This window comes from Alcaligenes sp. 1735tsa3 (assembly GCF_024134565.1).
In the GTDB taxonomy this organism is placed as follows: domain Bacteria; phylum Pseudomonadota; class Gammaproteobacteria; order Burkholderiales; family Burkholderiaceae_B; genus Alcaligenes; species Alcaligenes phenolicus.
Window position 1 is genome coordinate 1,821,697 of record NZ_CP099862.1, and the last position, 20,241, is coordinate 1,841,937.

The 20,241-nt window shown below is 55.7% G+C and carries 21 protein-coding genes; 7 read left to right on the forward strand and 14 right to left on the reverse strand.

Annotated features, from left to right (window positions below):
• Positions 1 to 12 precede the first annotated feature (12 nt).
• The gene (locus NIZ92_RS08390; RefSeq protein WP_083053701.1) at positions 13 to 402 is read right to left on the reverse strand and encodes a tautomerase family protein; all 390 of its coding nucleotides are present in this window, start codon (positions 400 to 402) and stop codon (positions 13 to 15) included.
• Positions 403 to 408: 6 nt separating this feature from the next.
• Positions 409 to 786, reverse strand: a complete 378-nt coding sequence (locus NIZ92_RS08395) for a hypothetical protein (RefSeq protein WP_254003078.1) — start codon at positions 784 to 786, stop codon at positions 409 to 411.
• Positions 787 to 1,376: 590 nt separating this feature from the next.
• Between NIZ92_RS08395 and NIZ92_RS08400 the strand changes: the two genes are divergently transcribed.
• Together NIZ92_RS08400 and NIZ92_RS08405 are read left to right on the forward strand one after the other, a co-directional pair.
• The gene (locus NIZ92_RS08400; protein WP_254003079.1) at positions 1,377 to 1,922 is read left to right on the forward strand and encodes a cytochrome b; all 546 of its coding nucleotides are present in this window, start codon (positions 1,377 to 1,379) and stop codon (positions 1,920 to 1,922) included.
• Positions 1,923 to 1,925: 3 nt separating this feature from the next.
• Positions 1,926 to 2,858 (forward strand): nitronate monooxygenase family protein, encoded by a 933-nt coding sequence (locus NIZ92_RS08405; protein WP_254003080.1) that lies wholly within the window; start codon positions 1,926 to 1,928, stop codon positions 2,856 to 2,858.
• A 4-nt stretch (positions 2,859 to 2,862) separates the two neighbouring features.
• Here NIZ92_RS08405 and NIZ92_RS08410 read toward each other — a convergent pair whose 3' ends face one another.
• Positions 2,863 to 3,840, reverse strand: a complete 978-nt coding sequence (locus NIZ92_RS08410; RefSeq protein WP_254003081.1) for a LysR family transcriptional regulator — start codon at positions 3,838 to 3,840, stop codon at positions 2,863 to 2,865.
• 81 nt (positions 3,841 to 3,921) lie between these two features.
• Positions 3,922 to 4,710 (reverse strand): helix-turn-helix transcriptional regulator, encoded by a 789-nt coding sequence (locus NIZ92_RS08415; RefSeq protein ID WP_035267993.1) that lies wholly within the window; start codon positions 4,708 to 4,710, stop codon positions 3,922 to 3,924.
• 93 nt (positions 4,711 to 4,803) lie between these two features.
• Between NIZ92_RS08415 and NIZ92_RS08420 the strand changes: the two genes are divergently transcribed.
• From NIZ92_RS08420 to NIZ92_RS08435, 4 genes are all read left to right on the forward strand, one after another.
• Positions 4,804 to 5,058, forward strand: a complete 255-nt coding sequence (locus NIZ92_RS08420; RefSeq protein ID WP_009454626.1) for a hypothetical protein — start codon at positions 4,804 to 4,806, stop codon at positions 5,056 to 5,058.
• Between the two features lie 156 nt (positions 5,059 to 5,214).
• The gene (locus NIZ92_RS08425; protein ID WP_031232143.1) at positions 5,215 to 5,601 is read left to right on the forward strand and encodes a hypothetical protein; all 387 of its coding nucleotides are present in this window, start codon (positions 5,215 to 5,217) and stop codon (positions 5,599 to 5,601) included.
• A gap of 189 nt (positions 5,602 to 5,790) precedes the next feature.
• Entirely contained in the window at positions 5,791 to 6,327 is a 537-nt protein-coding gene (locus tag NIZ92_RS08430; RefSeq protein ID WP_254003082.1) for a dihydrofolate reductase family protein, read from the forward strand.
• Complete coding sequence (locus NIZ92_RS08435; protein WP_083053697.1) at positions 6,324 to 6,866, forward strand: TetR/AcrR family transcriptional regulator; 543 nt, start codon at positions 6,324 to 6,326, stop codon at positions 6,864 to 6,866. The genes NIZ92_RS08430 and NIZ92_RS08435 overlap by 4 nt, the downstream gene beginning before the upstream one ends.
• A 165-nt stretch (positions 6,867 to 7,031) precedes the next feature.
• Here the strand turns inward: NIZ92_RS08435 and NIZ92_RS08440 are convergent, their stop codons facing one another.
• Complete coding sequence (locus NIZ92_RS08440) at positions 7,032 to 7,637, reverse strand: TetR/AcrR family transcriptional regulator (RefSeq protein ID WP_254003083.1); 606 nt, start codon at positions 7,635 to 7,637, stop codon at positions 7,032 to 7,034.
• 100 nt (positions 7,638 to 7,737) lie between these two features.
• On the opposite strand from NIZ92_RS08440, the gene NIZ92_RS08445 reads away from it, so the two are divergent.
• On the forward strand, positions 7,738 to 8,967 hold the full coding sequence (locus tag NIZ92_RS08445; RefSeq protein WP_254003084.1) for a glycosyltransferase: 1,230 nt from the start codon (positions 7,738 to 7,740) through the stop codon (positions 8,965 to 8,967).
• 172 nt (positions 8,968 to 9,139) lie between these two features.
• On the opposite strand, the gene NIZ92_RS08450 is transcribed toward NIZ92_RS08445, so the two are convergent.
• The 9 genes from NIZ92_RS08450 to NIZ92_RS08490 all read right to left on the reverse strand — a co-directional run bounded on the left by NIZ92_RS08450 (position 9,140) and on the right by NIZ92_RS08490 (position 19,941).
• Positions 9,140 to 10,762 (reverse strand): CopD family protein, encoded by a 1,623-nt coding sequence (locus NIZ92_RS08450; protein WP_254003085.1) that lies wholly within the window; start codon positions 10,760 to 10,762, stop codon positions 9,140 to 9,142.
• A gap of 47 nt (positions 10,763 to 10,809) precedes the next feature.
• Positions 10,810 to 11,346 (reverse strand): YcnI family protein, encoded by a 537-nt coding sequence (locus NIZ92_RS08455; RefSeq protein WP_083053694.1) that lies wholly within the window; start codon positions 11,344 to 11,346, stop codon positions 10,810 to 10,812.
• 51 nt (positions 11,347 to 11,397) lie between these two features.
• Positions 11,398 to 11,823, reverse strand: coding sequence for a DUF2946 family protein (locus NIZ92_RS08460; RefSeq protein WP_052159153.1), 426 nt, complete (start codon positions 11,821 to 11,823; stop codon positions 11,398 to 11,400).
• Between the two features lie 185 nt (positions 11,824 to 12,008).
• The gene (locus NIZ92_RS08465) at positions 12,009 to 12,416 is read right to left on the reverse strand and encodes an NUDIX domain-containing protein (RefSeq protein WP_137430946.1); all 408 of its coding nucleotides are present in this window, start codon (positions 12,414 to 12,416) and stop codon (positions 12,009 to 12,011) included.
• Between the two features lie 110 nt (positions 12,417 to 12,526).
• Positions 12,527 to 13,147: a glutathione S-transferase family protein gene (locus NIZ92_RS08470; RefSeq protein ID WP_254003086.1), complete on the reverse strand. Its 621-nt coding sequence runs from the start codon at positions 13,145 to 13,147 to the stop codon at positions 12,527 to 12,529.
• A gap of 21 nt (positions 13,148 to 13,168) precedes the next feature.
• Positions 13,169 to 13,771 carry an ATP-dependent Clp protease proteolytic subunit gene (locus tag NIZ92_RS08475; protein ID WP_009454612.1) on the reverse strand — a complete coding sequence of 201 codons (603 nt, stop codon included), beginning with the start codon at positions 13,769 to 13,771 and terminating at the stop codon, positions 13,169 to 13,171.
• A 454-nt stretch (positions 13,772 to 14,225) separates the two neighbouring features.
• Positions 14,226 to 15,671, reverse strand: a complete 1,446-nt coding sequence (locus tag NIZ92_RS08480) for a surface lipoprotein assembly modifier (RefSeq protein WP_254003087.1) — start codon at positions 15,669 to 15,671, stop codon at positions 14,226 to 14,228.
• Positions 15,672 to 15,831: 160 nt separating this feature from the next.
• Complete coding sequence (locus tag NIZ92_RS08485) at positions 15,832 to 16,710, reverse strand: Slam-dependent surface lipoprotein (RefSeq protein WP_060185905.1); 879 nt, start codon at positions 16,708 to 16,710, stop codon at positions 15,832 to 15,834.
• 63 nt (positions 16,711 to 16,773) lie between these two features.
• On the reverse strand, positions 16,774 to 19,941 hold the full coding sequence (locus tag NIZ92_RS08490) for a TonB-dependent receptor (RefSeq protein WP_254003088.1): 3,168 nt from the start codon (positions 19,939 to 19,941) through the stop codon (positions 16,774 to 16,776).
• Between the last annotated feature and the right edge of the window lie 300 nt (positions 19,942 to 20,241).

The following is a 20,241-nucleotide window of genomic DNA, read 5'->3' on the forward strand; positions in this document are numbered from 1 at the left end:
GCAGCAATCGGATTACAGCTCCCCCGTCAAAAACTGCGCTCGTCCACGCCCGAAGGACCAGTCTGCATCGCTGTTCTCGACCAGAGCGATGATCAGATCATTGGGCGAGACGCCACAGTTCTGCTCCAGCCGCTCTGCCAGCAAACGGTAGAACTGAATTTTTTGATTCTCGCTGCGGGGGCGGGACACGATGTGCAGCAGTACCACCTTGTCGCTACGCGGATAGCCCAGGCCGGTGTCTTCCAGTATCAGCTCGCCGGGACGATGCTGGGTCACGCACTGGTAGCGGTCGCTGGCGGGAACATCAAAGGCTTGCACCATGGCTTGATGCGCGGTGTCCAGCAGCAGGCGCAGCTCTTTGTCGTTGCGGCCTTGAATCAGATCAAATTTCAGTAGTGGCATGATGGTTCATTCTTGATTGGGACTGCGGTCTGCAAGGCCGCCGGAAGTGATAGCCATATCGTCGTAAATCAGACGTTCGGCTTCGATTAGCAAATTCGACAACTGTTGATAGGCGGCGACCCATCCATCTATGAGCTCGTTGCCTGTCATCCTCGCGATCAGCTCTTCGCGTATGGCTTGCAACTGGCAAGTGCTCATCATTGGGGCATGCTCGGGCTGGATCTGTAGAGCGAGGTGATTGTTGGCGATCTGGCTGACCAAGGGGCTCATCGGTGGGGAGTCGCGCAGTATCAATTCATAAAAATAGGTGGTCAGGGCTTGGTCGCCGCTTGCCAGCAGCGGGGCAGCGGTCTTGATGATGTCGCGTTGAGCGTCCGTCACCATAAGCTTCAAAAGCCGGGCAAGACGTGGCTTTTTTTGCAGTGTTCAAGATAGGCAGCTGGGCGAGTCATGGTTTCAGTCTCCTGGTTTGAGGGCGGGATAGCAGGGCTATCGATAGGGAAGATAGAAGACTGAATGAATCAAGTAAAATGATGAATAATGATTCTATGAATCACTAATAATGATAAGAAAGAGATTCATGTAGGCGAGGCCTGGACGAGCCTGCGGTTTCTTGCGAACTACAGCGGGTGTTACTCGTTGCCCTTGGACGGCTTGATGATGAAGGTTGCACGCCTGCCGCGTGGCGTTCTGAGAAGAATTTCCTGTTTATAAATCACTAAAAAAGATTTTATTAATCAGTATTCATCATTTTACTTGATTGGTTGCTGCGCCTATCGTCAGGGCTTCTAAACGACGGTTCTTGGCACAGCCAAGGCTCTGAGGCCACTGTGACACAGGCCCAGGCCTGCAGGCGACAAGCTGACTGCCGAAACTGGCCGCTTGCACCTGTTGGGCAGGTGGCTCACGACGTATCACTCTCGGTATTGCACTGTAGAGGACTTGCCCCCGGTGAGCTTTTCAAGGAGCTAATCATGCAATTGCGCGACAACGGACTCAGGTTCTCGCCCATCACTATTGTGCTGCACTGGCTTGTTGCGGCCTTGCTGTTTTCCATTCTGGGCTTGGGGGTGGCCATGGCCCAAAGCCCCGGCGATGCGCGATTGGTACAGCTGCAAAATCTGCTGGGGACGCTGTTGTTCCTGATTTCCATCTACCGCTTCTGGGCGCGGGTGACCTCTTTTCATCCCTTGCCGGTGGGCTCGCCCAACCCGGTGGAAGTAATAGTGGCCCGTTCCGTGGCGACAGCCCTGGCCTTGGCGATGGTGCTGCTGCCCGTCGCCGTCTGGCTGTCCCGTGCGGCGGCTGGCGTGGCGGTGGAGCTGCCCGGAGGCCTGGCTTTGCCTACCTTGATCAGCCCGAATGAGCAGGTCAAGGCCGTGGTTGATGTGCTGTTCAATATTGGCGCCACGGCTTTTTTGGCGGGGCTGGCCTTGCACCTTTTCGGGGCATTCAAAAACCATTTCGTACTGAAGAATCTGGCCTTGCGTCGCATCTTGGGCAAACAGGTGGAGTTGTAAATCATGAGCGAAGCAAATCGAGACTTTGCGGGCAATGTCATCACGCAGATGTGCGGAGTGCAGTACCCGATTTTTCTGGCAGGCATGGCCGCTATTTCCGGGCCGCAATTGGTGGCGGCGGTAGCGAATGCGGGCGGGATGGGCGTGTTGGGCGGCTTGCGCCTGGCACCTTTGATGCTGCGTAAATGGCTGCGCGAAACCAGGGCACTGACGGACCAGCCTTTCGGGGTGAATGTGGTGCCGCAGTTTGGTGGCCCGGAGGTGTTCGAGGCCCAGTTTCAAGTGATCTTGCAGGAGCGGCCTCGCATCCTGTCGCTGTTCTATGCCGAGGACTATTCCGCCGACATGATTCCCCGCGCCAAAGACGCCGGCATGATTGTGATGGTGCAAACCGGCACGGTGGCTCTGGCTCGTAAAGCGATTGCGCATGGGGCCGACATTATCGTCGCCCAAGGCAGTGAGGGTGGTGGCCATCTGAATCGCGGCACCATTGGCCTGATGTCTTTACTACCCGCGATTCTGGACTGTGCGCAAGGTCGTCCCGTACTGGCGGCAGGCGGGATTACGACCCGCCAGGATGTCAGGGCGGCCATGAGCCTGGGGGCTTCCGGCGTATTGGTGGGCACGGCCTTTCTGGCCAGCGAGGAGTCCAACGCGCATCCGCTCTACAAGCAAAAGATTCTGGAAGCCAGCACGGACGATACGGAATATCGCACCGGCTATTCGTTTGGCTGGACCTATGGCACGCCGCATCGCGTGATTCCCAACCGCGACAAGTGGAATGTGCTGCGTTTGGTTGGAGGCGGGGCACGGGCGATTGATAAGGACAGAATGGCCAGGAAACTGTCTTTGTATGCCGGTCAGGGCGTCGGCAAGATCCACAGCATTGTGCCAGCGGCAGAACGGGTCGCGGAACTGGCCCTGGGCCTGTCCTGATGCCTTACTGCGGCAAAGCCTGTGCGGCGCTGCTGGACAGACCCACAGGCTGGCCCGTCAGAGCAGGCTGTTCGACCTCGCCCTGATCCAGTTTGGGTAATTGGGCGAACTGCGCTTGAGCCAGGGCCACAAAGCTGCGCAGGGCCGAGCCAGGATTGGCATCAGCACGACGGATAAACACGGTTTTGACACGCGCAACCTCAGGCGGCAGTTCGTGGCATTGCACGGGCAGGCGCAAGCTGCTGTTCTGGGCGATGGCTTTGGGCAGCAAGGTAATGCCCATGCCCGAGGCCACGCAGGACAGAATGCCGTCCAGTGTGCCCATTTCCATGATCTGGTTGGGCACCAGCCCAGCCTGATAAAACCAGTGTTCCAGCGTAGAGCGGTAAAAGCAGCCGGTTCTAAAGACCAGTACGGTTTGTTGGGGAATTTTTTCAATCAGGGCAGGCAGGGATTCCACCGCCTTGCTGCTGACCAGCACCAGTTCTTCTTCAAACACTTCTTCTTGAGTCAGGGCGACGTTTTGATGAAAGCCACCGACAAACGCACCATCGAGCTGGTGGGTCTCAATGGCCTTGATCAGCTCGGCCGTGGTGCCGGTTTGCAAGGACAACTGAACCTGGGGATAGCGTTCGCGGTATTGGGTCAAAACCTGGGGCAGACGGATGGCGGCCGTGGTCTCCATGGAGCCCAGACGCAGCAGACCGCTGGGAGTGCCGGTGTCTTGCAGGGCGGCACGGCTTTCTTCGGTCAGTTGCAAGATACGGCGGGCGTAGGCCAGAAAGGTATGGCCAGCCGGAGTCAGCACCACACCACTTTTCTGGCGTATGAACAATGGCTGTTCCAGTTCGGCCTCCAGTTCTTTGATGCGCATGGTGACGTTCGATTGCACGGTGTGCACCTTCTGGGCAGCGGCAGTAAAGCTGCCATGCTCTGCAACCGCACAAAAAATCTGTAATTGGCGCATTTCCATCTCGGCCATCCCATGTCTGAAAGTGATGCGTGGATTTCTACTTAATCACTTTATGGCATTCCTGATGAGTCGTAAAGCGGTTTGAGGGGCTTACAGTTGATTGCGGTAGTTCGCCGGGGTGTGACCAAAGCTGCGTCGGAACAGGCTGATAAAGGCACTGGGGCTGGAATACCCCAGATCGTAGGCAATGGTGGCGACAGGGGCACCGGCTGCCAGCATTTCCAGGGAGCGCATCAGGCGGGCGCGTTGACGCCAGGCGGTGAAGTTAAAGCCGGTTTCTGTCACGAAACGGCGGCTTAAAGTGCGCAGGCTGACCGCCGCCCAGTCGGCCCAATGTTCCATGCCCTGATTGTTGCTGGGGTCGGCAATCAGGGCGCGGGCAATGCGCTGCAAACGCGGGTCCTGGGGAAGCGGGAGCCCAAAAGGTTCGATGGGCAGACTGCGGATTTCATCCAGGATGACGGAGGCAATATGAGCCTGGGCTTGGGGCAAGGGCGCGGCGGGAATCAAATCCCAGGAGCAGGCGCGCAGCACGGCTTCACGCAGCAGGCCGGAAGTGCGCAAGGTGCAGGCCTGGGAAGGCAGATCGGCGCAGGCTGCTTCGTCTATATAGACGCTCCAGCCATGAAAAGGGCCGTGCGATTGGCCTGAGTGCAGGACGTGCGGCGGCAGCCAGACGGCATGGATGGCGGGTACTACCCAAACGGCGTCCTCCACTCCAACGGAAAGCAGGCCGCGCAGGGAGCCGAACAACTGCCCGCGAGCGTGTTGATGGGGGCGCGAGGACAGCTCCGAGTCATGGTTGCCGGTGACGGCGAACAGGACGGGGTGCTCGGGAAAGTTCAGAAAATCATGCAAACCAATCTTGCGTTCAGGCATGGCGTAATTTTGTTATCTATTGACCGATATAGTGTACAGCTGCCAAAACCTTTCTGCTTACACTGAAAACCTTGATGAATAAAGGAGTGACACATGCAAGCCCATGACATTCTTCCCGATCACGCCAGTGAAGTTCAGATTGATGGCACCACCATTCGCAAAGGCACGGTAGGCGCGTTTCTGGCTAATGCTGCCGCCTTGCGCCAGCCTGATGTCAGCGACGCTCAACGCCAGCGCGCCTTGAACGATATTGTGGCGGCCTTGCCGGCTCTGAAAGCACTAGGCTTGTTTGATGCCTTGGAGATTCGAGATCCCCAACTGCGCGATTTTGTGGAGTCCAGACTGTGATGAGAGGTGAAGGCGCAACGGTTCGACCGTATTTGTTGCGCGATACCGCTTGGCTGTACTTACCTAGCGGCTTGATGCATGCTTTCGGAAGCCCTCCGCATCTGGGCGTGCGCCGCTTCGATGTTGGCTGTCTTTATTGATGGCAAGGAGCCGCTTATGCAAGTTGATGACACGCAGTTTCCATTGGTGTTTCTAAGAGAACACAGCTCGCAGCAAACGCCGCAACAGGCGCAGGATCAATTGGAGGCCTTGTTGAATCGGGGCCAACGCTTTGTCTTGCTGACTGACAGGTTGGGCGGTGGGGATCATGCCCATGAGGAAAGCCACGAGGATCGCAAGCAACGTGCCTTGTTCTTCAAGCAGAACAAGCAGCGCTTGAAGGATTTGTGCGCTGGCATGGTGGTGATCAGCAAGGGGCGGGCCATTCCTGCCGCCGCACGCCTGGCACAGCAGACCTTGGGCCGGGTGCTGGGCCTGCAATTCAGCTTTGTCGTTGATGAAGGCGAAGCCAGGCTTGAGGCCAGCCGTTTGCTGGCCCGTTAAATTGCGGGCGGCATGGCTGCCAGAAAGAGGGTATCCGATCAAAAGAGGGACCACAGGCCGTGTGATGCGGCCTGTTTTTTTGTGCGCTAAGGCAGACAGCGCTGGAGCGGGAGAGAGCTGAGCGCAGATTTTTATTTCCAGTTGCAGATTTATCTATAAAATATACACCGTATATATAAAGGGTAGATCATGAGCACTGCACACGTTTTCATCGGAGCCAGCCTGGACGGATTCATCGCCAAACCGGACGGCGACATTGCCTGGTTACTGGAGCGCAGCGATCCTGCGGAAGATCACGGCTATATGGCTTTTATTGCGGACAAGGATGCGGTGGTCATGGGACGTGGGACGTACGAGAAAGTCCTGACTTTTGACGTCTGGCCTTACCAGCTGCCTGTGGTGGTCTTGTCCAGACAACTGGCCGACACGTCGGTTCCTGAGCATCTGCAAGGCAAAGTCCGTTTCTCCCGCCAGACTCCCGAGCAACTGATGGAGCAATTGGCAGCAGAAAATCTGCAACGTATTTATGTAGACGGCGGCCAGCTTATCCAGTCCTTCTTGCGGGCTGGTCTGGTGCACGAGATGATTCTTTCCACCATGCCGGTTCTTATTGGTGAAGGCCGCCGACTGTTTGGCGATGTGAATCAGGATATGGATTGGCGTTTGCTCTCCAGCCAGAGCTTTCCTTCCGGCTTGGTACAGTCTCGTTATCAGTTCAAGTCATGAGCCGGGGGCGAGGACGTCCGGCTGGAGGCGCCGGCCTGACATTGGACGATATTCTGAACGCTGGGCTGGCGCTTCTGGACGAGGGCGGCGAGCAAGGTTTGAGTATGCGTGCTTTGGCCGCCCGTCTGGGCGTGACCCCCATGAGTCTGTACAACCACGTGCCGGATCGGGCAGGCTTGTTGCGCGTCTTGTCCGACCGGGTGTATGCCCAGGTGCTGCAAGGTCTGGATGAGCAGGAAGGCTCGGAACTGCGCCGGATTTTGCTGCGCTATCACCAGGCGGTTAGCCGTCATCCGCATTTGACCGTGGCCATCTTCAGCGATCCAGCTGCCTTTGCCGGGGTGACGCAGGAGATTACCCAGCGCTTGCGTAGCTTACTGGCGGACTGCACCGAGGAGCCGGAACTATGGCTGGGCATCTTGATCGACCATGCCCATGGTAGCGGTCTGCCTGCTTCTATTACGAACGATGAAGCGGCGCAGCGTGTTTATGAGCAGGCTTTGGATCGCTTGTTGATGGCGCTCAATGGTACGGCTTGAACCTGATTCGCCTGGATAGTCACGATGGCATGGCTTGATTCAGATTTGCCTGCTTAGCCATGATAGTGCGGCTTGATTCTGATTTGCCGCGCTATTTACGATGACGCGACTTGATTCTGATTCGTCAGGTCAGTCACGAAAAAGCAGGGGCCCTTCCTGCTTTTTTTATGCCGTGCCTTTTACTGCCGCACCCTGCAAGAACAACTGGGTCATGTCCTCGAATTCCTGATGCAAGGACAGCTCGGGCTGATTCAGCCAGCGCAGCATGGCTCCGAAGTACAGGTGATGAAACCAGTGGGCCAATTGCTCGGGGCTTAGTGACGGATTCAACTCCCCCGAGTCTTGGGCTAAGGCAATTAATGCCTGCCAGGTTTGAGTGATGTCACTGTCTTTGCTGGCTGTGCCTGTATTCAGCAATTGATGGCGCAGATAGGCTCTCAAGAACTCTGGGTGTTCGGTGCACCAGTCTGCCGAGGCACGCAGAATGCACAAAGCCTGTGCCTGAAACGTAGGGCACTGAGCCACCTCATGTTGCAGATAGGCCAGATCCTGCTTTAGCTGCGCATCCACATGAAACGCCAGCACCGCCTCTTTGCTGGGGAAGTGTTTGTACAAGGTGCGCTTGGCGATATCGGCCCGGTCTGCAATCTGCTCCATGGTCACAGCCTCGTAGCCGTGCTGCTCAATCAGAGTGGCCGCTGTCTGGCGTATCTGTTCCAGCATGAGCAGGCGTTTGCGTTCCCGGCGACCCGGATCATGGTCTGTAGTCATGTCAGTTTAAAAAAGTATACGAATTGCATAAGTATACGACATGCAATATTATGATGCCATTGCTGTTATCGCGAGCTGTTATCGCTATCAAGGCCAGATCATGAAATTTGCGCTTGTGACTTATGGTACCGAGGGGGATGTACGTCCGCTTGCCACCTTGGCGGCGGGTTTGATGGCATCGGGGCACGAAGTCTGCCTGCTGGCGGACGGTGGTACTTTAAGCTCTGCCCGAACCTTGGGTGTGCCTTGCCTGCCTCTGGCCGGTGATATACGGCAGGCCCTGATGCCTGGGCAGATTTTGTCCAGTGCGGTGCAGGAAAAGGGCGGTTTTCAACAAACGGCCAAGGCGCTGTCGGCGATTGCCATTGTCAACACACCCGCTTGGATGCAAACCGTGCTGGATGCCAGCGAGGGTTGTGACGCGATTATCGTTTCGGGTCTGGCCGCTTTTGTGGGGCTGTCCGTGGCAGAGCGTCGCGGCATTAAGGCCATTGGTACCGGGCTGATACCCATCACGCCCACCGCCGCCTTTCCCTCTCCCTTCTTGCCACCGACCAAGGTGCCGCGCTTTTTGAACAAACGCAGTCATGAGTGGGTAAATGCGCTACTGTGGCGGGCATTTAAGCGAGTTACCAATCAGGCTCGGCAACAAATCTGCGGGCTGCCCGCCCAGAACAAGGTCTGGTCCGACCATCCCATGTTGTACGGTGTCTCTCCCAGCTTGCTGGCTCCGCCCAGGGACTGGCCAGACAATGCGCGCTTGTGTGGTCAGTGGATCATGCCGTCTGGGGACTGGACGATGGATGCGGAGCTGGAAGCTTTTCTGGCATCGGGGGAGGCACCGATTTATATAGGTTTTGGCAGCATGGCCGGTTTTGATCGTGAGCGTTTTGTTGAAATGATGATTGAAGCCATGCAAGGTCGCCGCGTGGTGTTCAGCCCCGGTTGGAGTGGTATGCAAGAGGCGGTCTTGCCAGACAATTTCTTCAAGGTGGGCGAGGTGCCGCATCAGCATTTATTCCCCCGCATGTCCCTTGTTATCCACCATGGCGGCTCGGGAACCACGCATTCAGCCGCCAGAGCGGGTGTGCCGTCCATTGTTTTGCCCTTTGCCGGTGATCAGTTTTTTTGGGCGCACAGGCTGGCGATCTTGGGTGTCGCGCCGGAGCCTTTATCGGGCAAACGGGTCAATAGCGCTCAACTGCAAGCGGCTTTGGCCTTTGCTCAGCAAGACTCGGTGCGAGCACGCGCTCAACAGATCGCGCGGGATATGGCGCAGGAAGATGGGGTGACGATAGCCGTCGCGGCGATCGAAGCCTTGATGCGCTAGTCAGAGCAAGCTAATTCAGGGCGGCTGGTGCCTTCGCTACGCGATGATGAAGCGCCTGCCTTGCCGGTGTCTTTACTGTTTGAAGGCGGGCGCAAACATCATCCCAATGTTCGCGCCTTTATTGAGGCCACCAAACGTTTTATGAAGCCGTTCTGATTCCGGGATGCCGGGTTTAGTTGGCTTGCAAATCCAGCGTGCTATCCAGGTGTATGCGTTCAAAGTCTGAAATCAGCACCTGAATACGAATATTCCAGCTGGCCAGATGCGGCAGCTCGACATTACTCACTTCCCATTGATCCTGCCGCGTGAGTTCCGCCGGAAAGGTAATGGACTCCACCCCGGCTTGCGGGTTGCTGAAAATCACCTCCACTTCTTGAGCCTTCAGAGGACTGAAATCCGGCTCGTATAAAGAGACGGTCAGAATGGCTGGGTGCTGGGTGGAGGCCGGGATGTACAACAGATCTGCCATACCGGCTTCGGTATGAATATGGCTGGAAACGCTGGGTGGAACTAGTTGGGCCAGGGCGCGCGGGGGCGGGGTGAAGCGCCATAATGCGGCCACGGCCAGGATCAGCACCGCCAACACATATTCCAGACGAACCACACGTCGCAGAGCCTGTCGGGCATCGCTACGCTGTTGCAAGACGGCTTGAGTCAGACGATAGCGGTTGTAGGCTCCCAAACCCAGCAAGAGCAGGACCAGAATCAGCTTGGTACTGAGCACTTGTCCATATCGGCTTTCCCAGAGCGAAGCGAGTTGATCGAATTGCACGTAGATCAGCGCGGCTCCGCTCAGGACCAGAACCAGCAGGACAGCGGGAATCCAGCGCGAGAACAGCGTCAGCAAGCGGGATTCTTGAGCATGCTGAAGTGCATAAACCAAAGGCAGGAAGGAACCAATCCACAGTGTCAGCGCCACGACATGCAGCCAGACACTGGGCCGAGATAGCCAGACGGGATCTGCTGTGCTGGCATGTCCGCTGGACGCCAGGGAAGCTCCCAGAAGAATCAGCGCCAAAGCAGCCAGCCATTTCTGGCTAGTGGAGTGTGTCGCTTTCCAGGATAAGGCGGCACAGGCCAGAGCTAGCCAGCCCAGCAGCACCGCCAGGCCCATGGAGGTCGATGCAGCCGTTTGCCAGGCGGCCGTGCCGAACAGGGCGGACAGAGGCAAGTCCAGGGCATCGACACCCACCAAGCCCAGGTTCAGCAATAAGGCGACGGCCCCTAAAGTCAGCATGCGTGGCGCGATATGACCTTGACTCGCTGATGTGTTGTTTGATGCTGGAGCCAAGGCGCGGTAGACCACCCAAGCTACCCCCGTAAACAGGCCCACATAGCCCAGAAGTCGGGCCAGCCAGATCAGTCCATTTCTGAGGGGATTGCTGTGGGTGCTGTCCACCAGATTTGAGCTGGGTGCCCCAATGGAAAACGTCAGCGTTCCGCCTACGGGATGGCCGTCAGCAGAAATAACCCGCCAGCTCAGCCCATACGTGCCTTCGGTTTCCATGGGCGGCAAGGCCAGTTCCAGTCGCTGGTCTTGTGTCAGAACGTCCTCCAGCTCCTTGGAGGAACCATCGGGACGAATCAACTTAATCAGCAAGGGCGATACGGTCTCATTGAAGCTCAGGCTGGCTGTACTGGGAGCCTGGGCCAGCACCGTGCCGCTATCGGGTTTGCTGGCGACCAAGGAGGCATGGGCATACAGCACCGGCGCCCAGGCCAGCAACGGCAAGGCAAGCAGTAGCACGAGCAGTGGGTGGCAAGCTGCCTGCCGACGCAGGGTCTGCGTTTGCATAAGATCTCCTTCAGGCTGATGCCCAAAGGCATCAGCCGCCTGGGTGTTTAAGGCTTGGGCAAGAGTTGCAGCGCAGGAGCAGGGGCGTCGGAATGGTCAGCCGCTTCCTTGGTGCCAGGCGCTGCCTGATCAATCCAGCGCTCCACGCCTTGTTCGCATTCCTGAACAACCGGGAAGTAGAGCGTGCTATTGGGCTTGAGCTCATCGGCCAGGTAGCTGATGAACACGAACTCGTCATAGTGCTCGTCCTGCAAAGGGCCGCCAGCCCAGACCACTTCCTGAACACCGGAACTGACCTTGGCACCCCAACGCGTGTAAGCCTGCTTGTAGTCACCTTTTACTGTTTCCAGCGTCCAGCCTGCTTTGGGTTGTGGTTTGACACCGACCACACCTTCAGGAATACGGACACGGATTTTGGTGGTGGCAGAGCCTTTGCAACCATGCGGCACGGACAGAACCGCCTTGTAGCTGCTGCCCACCGGGGCTTGCTTGGTTTGCAGGGAAACGTGTGCCACAGCGGAAGACGCGAACAGCACGGCAGCCATGCCCAGAGTGGCACGGAAAGACGTAGAAGAAATCGACATTGAAAACCTCGGCTAGATAAAAAAGAGAAACCGTCAAAGGACGGGAACACATCAAGCGAGGAATAAAGGCGGGGCGCGTGAACCTAAAGGAGGGCCTTGTGCAGGCAGCGGTGGCAGGGTTTGATTGCTCTGGGCTAACAAAACCGGCCGGTACCTGATCAGGCTGATCAGAACAGGCGCATCCTGGGTCGGCAACAAGGCGGGGGAGGCCGCGATACCAAAGGGGCAGTCCTGTTGATTGTGATGCGTATCGGAATCCGCCTGGCCATCCTGGCCGACCAGATCAATCCAGAGCGTATTGGCAGCATTGCCAGCCGTACAGAAGGTAATGGCAAAGCCATTGTCTTGTCCTGAGCGGGTAGGCATGTAGCCTGCCGGGACGATGGCGCGACAGACGTAGGCCAGCAGAGCCAGGCAAAACAGAAGTTGCCAAACTCGGATTTCGCGGGAAACGAAACGGGGACCCAGGGCGCGCATGCGGAAAAGTATATTACAAAAGTGGGGGCCGACTGATGAGGCATTCGCCAGTTATCTGGCACCAAACTACACGTGGATCTTGATCTTGATCTTGATCTTGATCTTGATCTGGCTGGTTTATCTTTGTCTTTGTTCCTGATCCTGCCGCCCACCTTGGTATTAGTGCTGCTTCTGACTTGGCAGTTTCACTCTCTACGTTTCTTGATTGCAGCCACCGCCACCTGGGTCGCCACCGTCAAGGGTTCTGGCAGTTGATCCAATGTAAACCAGTCCATGCCGCTGTGCTTCTCAGGCTCCTGCACCACGGCCTGGCCGGTGAAGGATTTGACCAAATAAACTGGCGCCACCCAGTGCTCGCCCTTGTCGGCATCAATCTGGTTCACATTGACCAGTAGCTCCAGAGTCTCCAGACGCAAACCCACTTCTTCCATAATCTCCCGTGTAACGGCTTGCTCCAGGGTTTCCAGCCAGTCCACTTTGCCGCCCGGTATCCCCCAGTGCTCAGCTTCTGGTGCACGCACACGCTTGAGCAGCAGGATTTTGTCGTTTTGCATAATGACTGCACCGCAGCCAACTCGTATGGTTTCGTCCATGTCTACATCTCTAGTTTTTAAAAGGGCGTCAAGTGGCCTCGAGCGTCAATGACACATAAAAAAGCCGCGAACATAGTGGGCGGCTTTGGTCAGCTAAGGCAAAGTACCGCTTAGGGGAAACCGGCACATTGCTTTATAAAGGCAGGCCGCGCGGCCAGGCGGTGGTAGTAGTCTTCGACTGCCTTGAGTACCGGGCGATCAAACGGCGTATTCAGCCAGCGGTGAATGGACAGGCCCAGAATGATATCGGCCAGGGTGAATTCCGTTCCGGCGGCATAGGTCTGGGTCTGCGCCAAGTGTCTTTCCAAAATTCCCATTACCTGGGTCCAGGCAGCCAAGGATGCCTGAACCTGTGCGGCGTCCTGATGCTTGGGCGATTGACGCACCAAACTCCAGAACGCATATGTCCAGGTCGGGTTCAGCTCGGAGGCCTGCCAGTCCAGCCACTGATCCACCTTGGCTCTTTGCCAGGCATCTTGCGGATACAAGGCCGTCGGTGCCTGGCGGTTGGCCAGATAACGCACAATGGTATGGGACTCCCACAGCACACGTTCCCCATCCAGCAGGACGGGGATTTTTGCGTTGGGGTTCAGCGCACGGAATTCGTCCGTGTTGACGTCCTTGAAGCCTATGCCCCAATCCTGCCGCTCAAATTCCAGATTCAGCTCCGCGCAGGTCCACATGACTTTGCGCACATTGATGGAGGATTCTCTGCCAAGAATAGTCAGCATGATGGGGCCCTCAAATGGTCATTACTTGCTGGCAGGCAGCAGTTCGTCACGGCGTTCGATAATGCGTGAGATCAGGCCATATTCAATGGCTTCCTCGGCACTCATCCATTTGTCGCGCTCGATATCGTCACGCACACGCTCGATAGGCTGGCCGGTTTCACGGGCAATTACCTGGGCGATACGTTCACGCGCTTTCATGATTTCCTGGGCTTGAATGGCCATATCGCTGGCCTGACCACCGGCGCCACCGCTGGGTTGGTGAATCAGAAAACGGGTTTGAGGCAGGCACACACGACGCTCGCGGGCGGCGCCCAGGAACAGGTGGGTGGCGGCACTGCCAACCCAGCCGGTACCGACCATGGTGACGGGCGAGGAAATGAAGCGCACCACATCATGAATGGCGTCGCCGGACTCCAGGTGACCACCCGGCGAGGACACGATCATGGTGATGGGGGCGGTGGATTCGGCATCCAGCGCCAGCAGCTTGCGCACGGTTTCCGAGGCGAGCTTATCCGTGATGGTGCCAAAGACCAGCACAGTACGGGCGCGGAAGGCTTTTTCTTCCAGAAAGGCGCTGTCTTGAGGGCTGGTATCAGAGCGGGTTTCTTTTTCTTGGCCAAGCATGGGGAAAGACTCCAAGGGATAAGTATTCTGTCTGCTAAGGAAAATCGATTGCTCGACTATATCCCGACTGATGGTCAACCGGGCTTTCACTTGGCAATTTTTGTGGTTTTTTTTGTCCGCGCTGGGGGCGCAATAGGGCGCAACGCAAGCAGACAAAGCAAATGCAGGGCGGTCTGCCCCGCAAGTTCATATAGTCTCATGCTTGTTAAGTGTTTGATCCAGGGAATAAGACCTTATCGCCCTGTCTCCTGGAGCAGCATCACGGGAAGGGCTGATCTACACGCGGCCGCTGGGCCTTGAGACCTGCCACAGAACCCCGATACCTCATTGAAAACGCTTCTTTCAACAGTGGCACGACGCTCCCTGTCACTAAAAAAGATACCTGTCGCTTCAGGCGCTTGATGCTAAAAAGGGACGGCACCCGATCAGCCGCCGAGGTCGAAGAAGTCCTTGCTTAAAAACGCTTTTCCAGCTTCAGCGCGACTTCGGTTTGCTTGTATTTGAAAGCCCAGTCGATATTGCTGTTGTTGAAAGTGTGCTTCACATACAAATTGGGTGTAATGCCTTTGAACGCAAAGCGCGGCATGCCTACGTTCAGGATATAAATCTGCTGACGGTCCTTGCGCAGCCCGCCCAGGAACAAGTCCTCGGCATCGTGTCGGGTCTGCCGGTATAGTGCCGTGGCGTTGATATTGAAACCCGCATCAAAGGCCCTGTAAATTCCCAGGTTTGCCATATAGCTGCGGCTTTGCGCGGTTTGCTGAGACTGCAGATTGCGGGTGTAATTCAGGCCCCCGTAGACCACGGTTTTTGCATCGATCAGATACGAGCCGTACAAGCCTATCTGGTTCTCTTTGACTTCTTCAAAGTACTGCCGTAAATCGCCTTTGTAGGACAGGCTCTTGTGCTGGGCATTCACGCCTACTTGCAGCCTGTCGCTAAGATTGTGCTTCCAGTCCACGCGCCCGCCCCAGGACTGATAGCTGGTGCGACGGTTGGTGTAATTGTTCTCGAACAAGGGCGTAATCGACAGATCGTTTTTAGCGTCCTGATAGTTGTAGCCCGCGTAAATAATACTGGTGTTGTCGCTGTAATAAATATTCTTGGGCTCGGCTTCCTTGTGCTTGTCGTACAGATTGCCGTAGCTCAGACCGCGCAGCAGCAGATTGTGGTTGCCGCTTAGCTGGAAACGTCGGTTCAAGGTCAGGTCGTAGACCATGGCAGTGGATTTGACCGGGTCCGGCATCTTGCGTACCGACGGGAAACATCCAAAGAAATAGCAGGTAAAGAAGGTGTCTTGCTGGCCGTTTTCTTTGTTGATATTGCTGTTGTAGCCCAAGCCAATCGAGGCGGAACCGTGCCAGGCATTGCGGTCCTGCAAGGCACCCTGGAAGCCTTCAATTACGGGCCGTACTTCATCAGGAATACCGGCAGAGGAAATCTGGCTGAACAGCTCCTTGGCTTCGCTGGATTGATAGTCCTCGAACAGTAGGCGGGCCAGTTCCAGCTTGGCGCGCATCATAGTGGGATCGCTTTCCTGAGCTTGGCGCAGCTTGCTGATCGCCAGGCTGTGATTGTCTTTGCTACGGGCCACCATCCCTTGAGCCATCAGCACCAGGGCAGGGTTGTGGCCGGGCAGCTCCTGATATTTTTCTACAAACTGATCCACCTTGGCCCACTGCTGCAGATTGATGGCGACATAAATGGCCGGTTCCAGATCGGTCAGCGTGGCATCGACGCTATAGGTTGTGCCGTTGATGGTGATCAGGGCCGATGGGTCCACATCAGGCGGGGTTTCTTCCACTAAATGGGAGCGTTCGCGTTCGTTCAGATTGCGGTCGATTTGATTCAGAAGTCGGCGCGTATCGTCGTCGTTGGCTAGCACCGCGCTGGATGCCATGACCAGCAGCAGGCACAAAAGGGGAAGGGCTCGCCCATGCATGAATGAAAACCTTGCAAGAAAAAGGGGAGATGGACGCAGGGTCCGGAGAGAAAGGGGATCGAGCGTGTCGATCCCTTTTTTCTTATGGCAACACTAGCGTGTTGTCAGCTACCCGTTATTAGCGGGCACCGCCGAAGGCCATGTCTTTGGCACCGTTGGCTGGGTTGTAGTAAATACCTGCCAAGGCTTCTGCTTGGGAACCGTAGAATTGGCCTCGAATTTTCGAGGAGTCACTAAAGTCTTGTGCAAATTGGCCATTGGAAGCAATGGAGGTGCCGTTGAAGTTCACACCACCGACAGAGCCAGCCAATGTACCGCTACCGCCGCCATAGTTAGCTGTCAAAACGCCGCTAAATACACCACCTTGAGTGCCTGGATTGTATTTACGTACAGCTACAACGTTGTATTCAGCATTGACCAGAGCAGGCATGGCAGTGGTTGGGTTTTCGCCTGTGTAGAACACTGTGCGGTCTGCGCTGTTCATGTTCAAGTTGGTGCTGCTGCCTTGGCTAGGGTTGGCGACGCGCGGAGCCCATTCACCAAAATACACTTCTTGACCAGAAACTTTTGCCACGACCTCACCGCCGAAGTGTGGGTAGCCAGTCAGGGGGTCGTTCATTTGACGATAAGCGTAGATTTGAGTGCCGGCACCAGTACCGCTGCTAATCGTGTGACGCCAAGTTTCAGAGATTTTCGTGCCAGCAGGCATTTCAATGTAACCATGGCCGTCTGCATTGCTTAACACCTGGTTTGTTTGCCAAATGGGACCGCTCTTGAAGCTGACCACACCCGACTGATCGGCTGGGTTCGCAGTGTAAGGATCGGTGCCGGGCATGGAGATGCCTGCTTCGCCGATAGCCATCATCGTGGAGGGTTTGTCAGCAACGACAAAACCTTTGGAAGCGCCACCTGCAACGGGGGCGGCGAAGCTGCTGGCGGAGGCCAGCAGGAAAGCCGAAACAATAGCCAGTTTTTGTACATTCAGACTTGCTTTCATTACGAACTCCATTAAGTGAAGAAAAAGGGCGTTTTTACGAAAACGACCAAAAAACTGATTAACTTAAAAACGTGCTGTCATACCGATGCGCACTGTTCGCCCAGGGGCCGGAATAGAGGTGCGGGCCATGGGATCCAGGTAGTACTGATTGGTGAGATTGCTGATCGCCACGTCTACATTCAGGTTCTTCTGCACCTGATAGCTGGCGTAGGCATCAAAGACCAGGATCGGGTTCCAGTAGTTGGCTCGGTTATAGGCCCAGCCCATAGCTCCAAAGGCACCCTCGTCTTTGTTCTTGGCGGCACTGTGATAAACGGCGCGTGCACCCAGCAATAGCTTCTTTTCCAGGAGACGAGCACCTACATCCAGATTCAGTGAGTACTGGGGTTGCAGACTGGTTCTGGCAAAGGTGCGAGGGAAGCCACCATCTACGCAGCCAGGGACGTTGCGACCACCTGACGCTCCAGGAATGGGATTAAAAGTTTGTGCGTAGTCGTGGTCGCACAGTTGTTGTTTCAGGCGGTACGTGCCACCAAAGTTGGCAAAGTATTTGCCACTATCCACCCGAGCTTGCAGTTCAATGCCGGACATTTTTTTCTCGGCAAATTGCACGACATTGAAGTCCCAATCCCGGTCTATATAGTCTTTGATGCGGTTATTGAAGTAATTGATCCTGACGTCTGCATAGTCCAGGCTGGGAAAGTAGCCGCTCAGGTTGTGGGCATAACCAATTTCCCAGTTGTAGGCATGCTCCGGGCTAACTGCGACACCTGTGGAGCTTTTGCTGCTGCCAGCCATTGCCATGGAGGACTCAAACAGGCTAGGAAAGCGGACAAACTCGTTGTACCGCGCATAGATACGGATATCGTCTGTGACGAAAGCAGTCAGCCCAATATGGGGAACCCAAGCGTGATCTTTTTGCTTTTTGGGCTCTTCCCATTTATTCGGTATTTCAGACTCATCTTGATAAACTGGCTTTCGGTTGGCATTCGATGCAATATATTTATCCACTGTGCCTTTTTGGCCCTGGGCATCGGTGACCTTCTCACTTGTATCGATTTCGCCATTCGTGAAGGGGTTGTTTGCAGTAAAGCCGGCATGTGATTGGCCAGATGGCACAAAAACTGATTCGTCTGTGTAGCGATACCCGTTGACTTTCCCTCGTTGCAGTTGGTCACCCATAAACTCCTCAGGGGTTAAGAGGGGGCCATCAACAAAACTGGGGTCAAAGTCATACCAGGTTTGCCAGTCTTCTTTGTATTTTTCATAGGCTGGCGTCAAGCTTTGAATAATCTTGTTCTCATACGCGTTTGCCTCTTGATCCGTCATCAAACGCTGTACTTGATAGTTGTAGCCCTTCAGAGCGGGCCTAATAGCCCAATCCTTATGCTGCTGGCTACGCATCTCGGCCAGCTTGTCGTCATACGACCAATAGTCGCTGTAACGAGCGCCAGCATTCACTTGCAACCAGTCGATCGGGCGCCAATCAAAATTAAAACCAAAGTTCCATTGTTGGCGGGTGCCCGAACGCGGCCCCATATGGTTTACGCCCCAGTTCAGTTCAGTCAGGTGCGTGAGGTTTTCCGAAGCGTCATGCTGTTTGAGTTTTTCGCGCGTAAAGTCCGCTTGCAAGCTCAAGTCCAGGGTGGAGTGCAAAGTCATTTCATTGCTCAGGTTCAAACCTGTGCGACGGTGATCGGTAATTTGCAAGGCGCGAGGCACAATGTTGAAACGACCATCCGCATTGGATTCTTTATCGGGTGGAGTCGTAGGCACGTTGGCACACATGGGTAGATCTCTGCCAAGGACGTGGCAATCCGTATAGTCATCCCACGCGTGATCCCGACCATTCCACCCGTCGCCTTGAGTGCCATAGATAACGTCACCGTTCTGATGGCGAGCACTGTCACTTTGGGTAATCCAGGCGCCGGCTTTCAAGTTGATGAAACGGTTACCTTCGGGGTTCCAGGAGTAGTTCAGATTCCAGGTGTCTTGTTTGACCTTGCTATAGGGGTTCTCGTTTTGCAGAATCTTTTTCTCGCCCTGACCATCCAGCGCATGCACGGCCCAGACCACGTTCCAAGGCACACTCTCGCCAAAGGTATGGTTGCTGCGCATGTAGCTCATATCAATGGCTTGATCGTGAGGTAAGCGCAGCGTTCCCTTGAGCAGGGTGGTTTCCAGTTCGCTGGATGTGTTCAGGACCTCTTCACCGGGGCGGAAATATTTGGCGATGTAGCTGATGCTTGGGGATGAGAAGCCCGGCCTTTTATCGTTCTTGGCATCTTCCTGCCACGAGTCGTACTCGTATTTCTCGCTACCCTTTTTACCGCTGTAATAGTTGCCGCGACTGCGGTAGCTGTATGCAGCCAGCAGGTCAAAGTTCTCTTGCTTGGTTGCAATTGCCAGGCGGTAAGAGTGGTCTTCGAAGTTGAAGTTCTTGCCGCCATTGCCTTCTTTAGGCATACGCTCTGGCGAAACGGATCCCGGCAGAATGACGCCGTTAGTACCACCTTTATCAAATACTGCGCCAGGGATGTCTCTATAGTCTTTACCGAACACTCCGAACGAACGCTCATTCGGCTTGGTCGAATTCGTCGCTGTCTCCGCCTTCAACTCGATCCCGAAGGTCTCGCCCGGTTTGACAATATCTTCAACCTGCAGCGTGCGGATCTGCACCGATCCGCCAATCCCGCTAGCTCCCGACGTTGCCGACACGCCTTTTTCCACCAGAATGCTGCTGATCATATTGGGATCAACATAGTTGCGGTTGGCCACCCCGGCCGGTCCCAGCCAGACTGATGTTGCCTGTTCCGTGCCGTCAATCGTCAGGGGAATACGGCCTTCACCCTGGATACCGCGAATGTTCGGGTCCAGCGCGCCGCTATTGCGCGAGTCCCCCGCATACACACCGTTCAGGCCCTTGAACAAATCCCCCACGGAGCTGCCCTTGTACAGCTCGATCTCTTCCTTGCCGGCGTACACATTGGAGACGTCTTTCTCGAATACATCGGTTTTACCCGCCTCATCGCGGGTTTCACGTACGACGGTAATAGTGTCCAGACGAGTGGCTCTGTCCGTGTCTTCCTGGCTCTCGTCCTGACGGGAGGAGGGTGGGGCGCTGCCCACGCTTTGGGCCTGTGTCTGCCCGGCCCAGGAGGCCAGAATCAAGGCATACACCAGCGGCTTGAGCGCGTGTTTTTTTGTGTAGGGTGAAAGGGTAGCGGACATAAAACGAACCAGGGCTCCGTGCGAAAAATAACAATCTGTCGTGGGGAAGTACTTCCCGTTTGCTGGCCAGGCTCACCACTTGTCTCAAAAGGTGAGGAAAGGCACGGGGATATTATTCACATTAATGAGAATAATTATCACTTAGATTGATATGCAGGACGGAGCAATTCCTATGCAGGACCGGAAATCCGCGGCAACTGCAGGAATTTGTCAAAGCAGGAGGGGAACTTTTCAGGGAGAGGGCCGCAGGGGGCGGCCCGAAAGAAGGGTGGGCCTCTATGAATGCAGAGGCCGAAAACA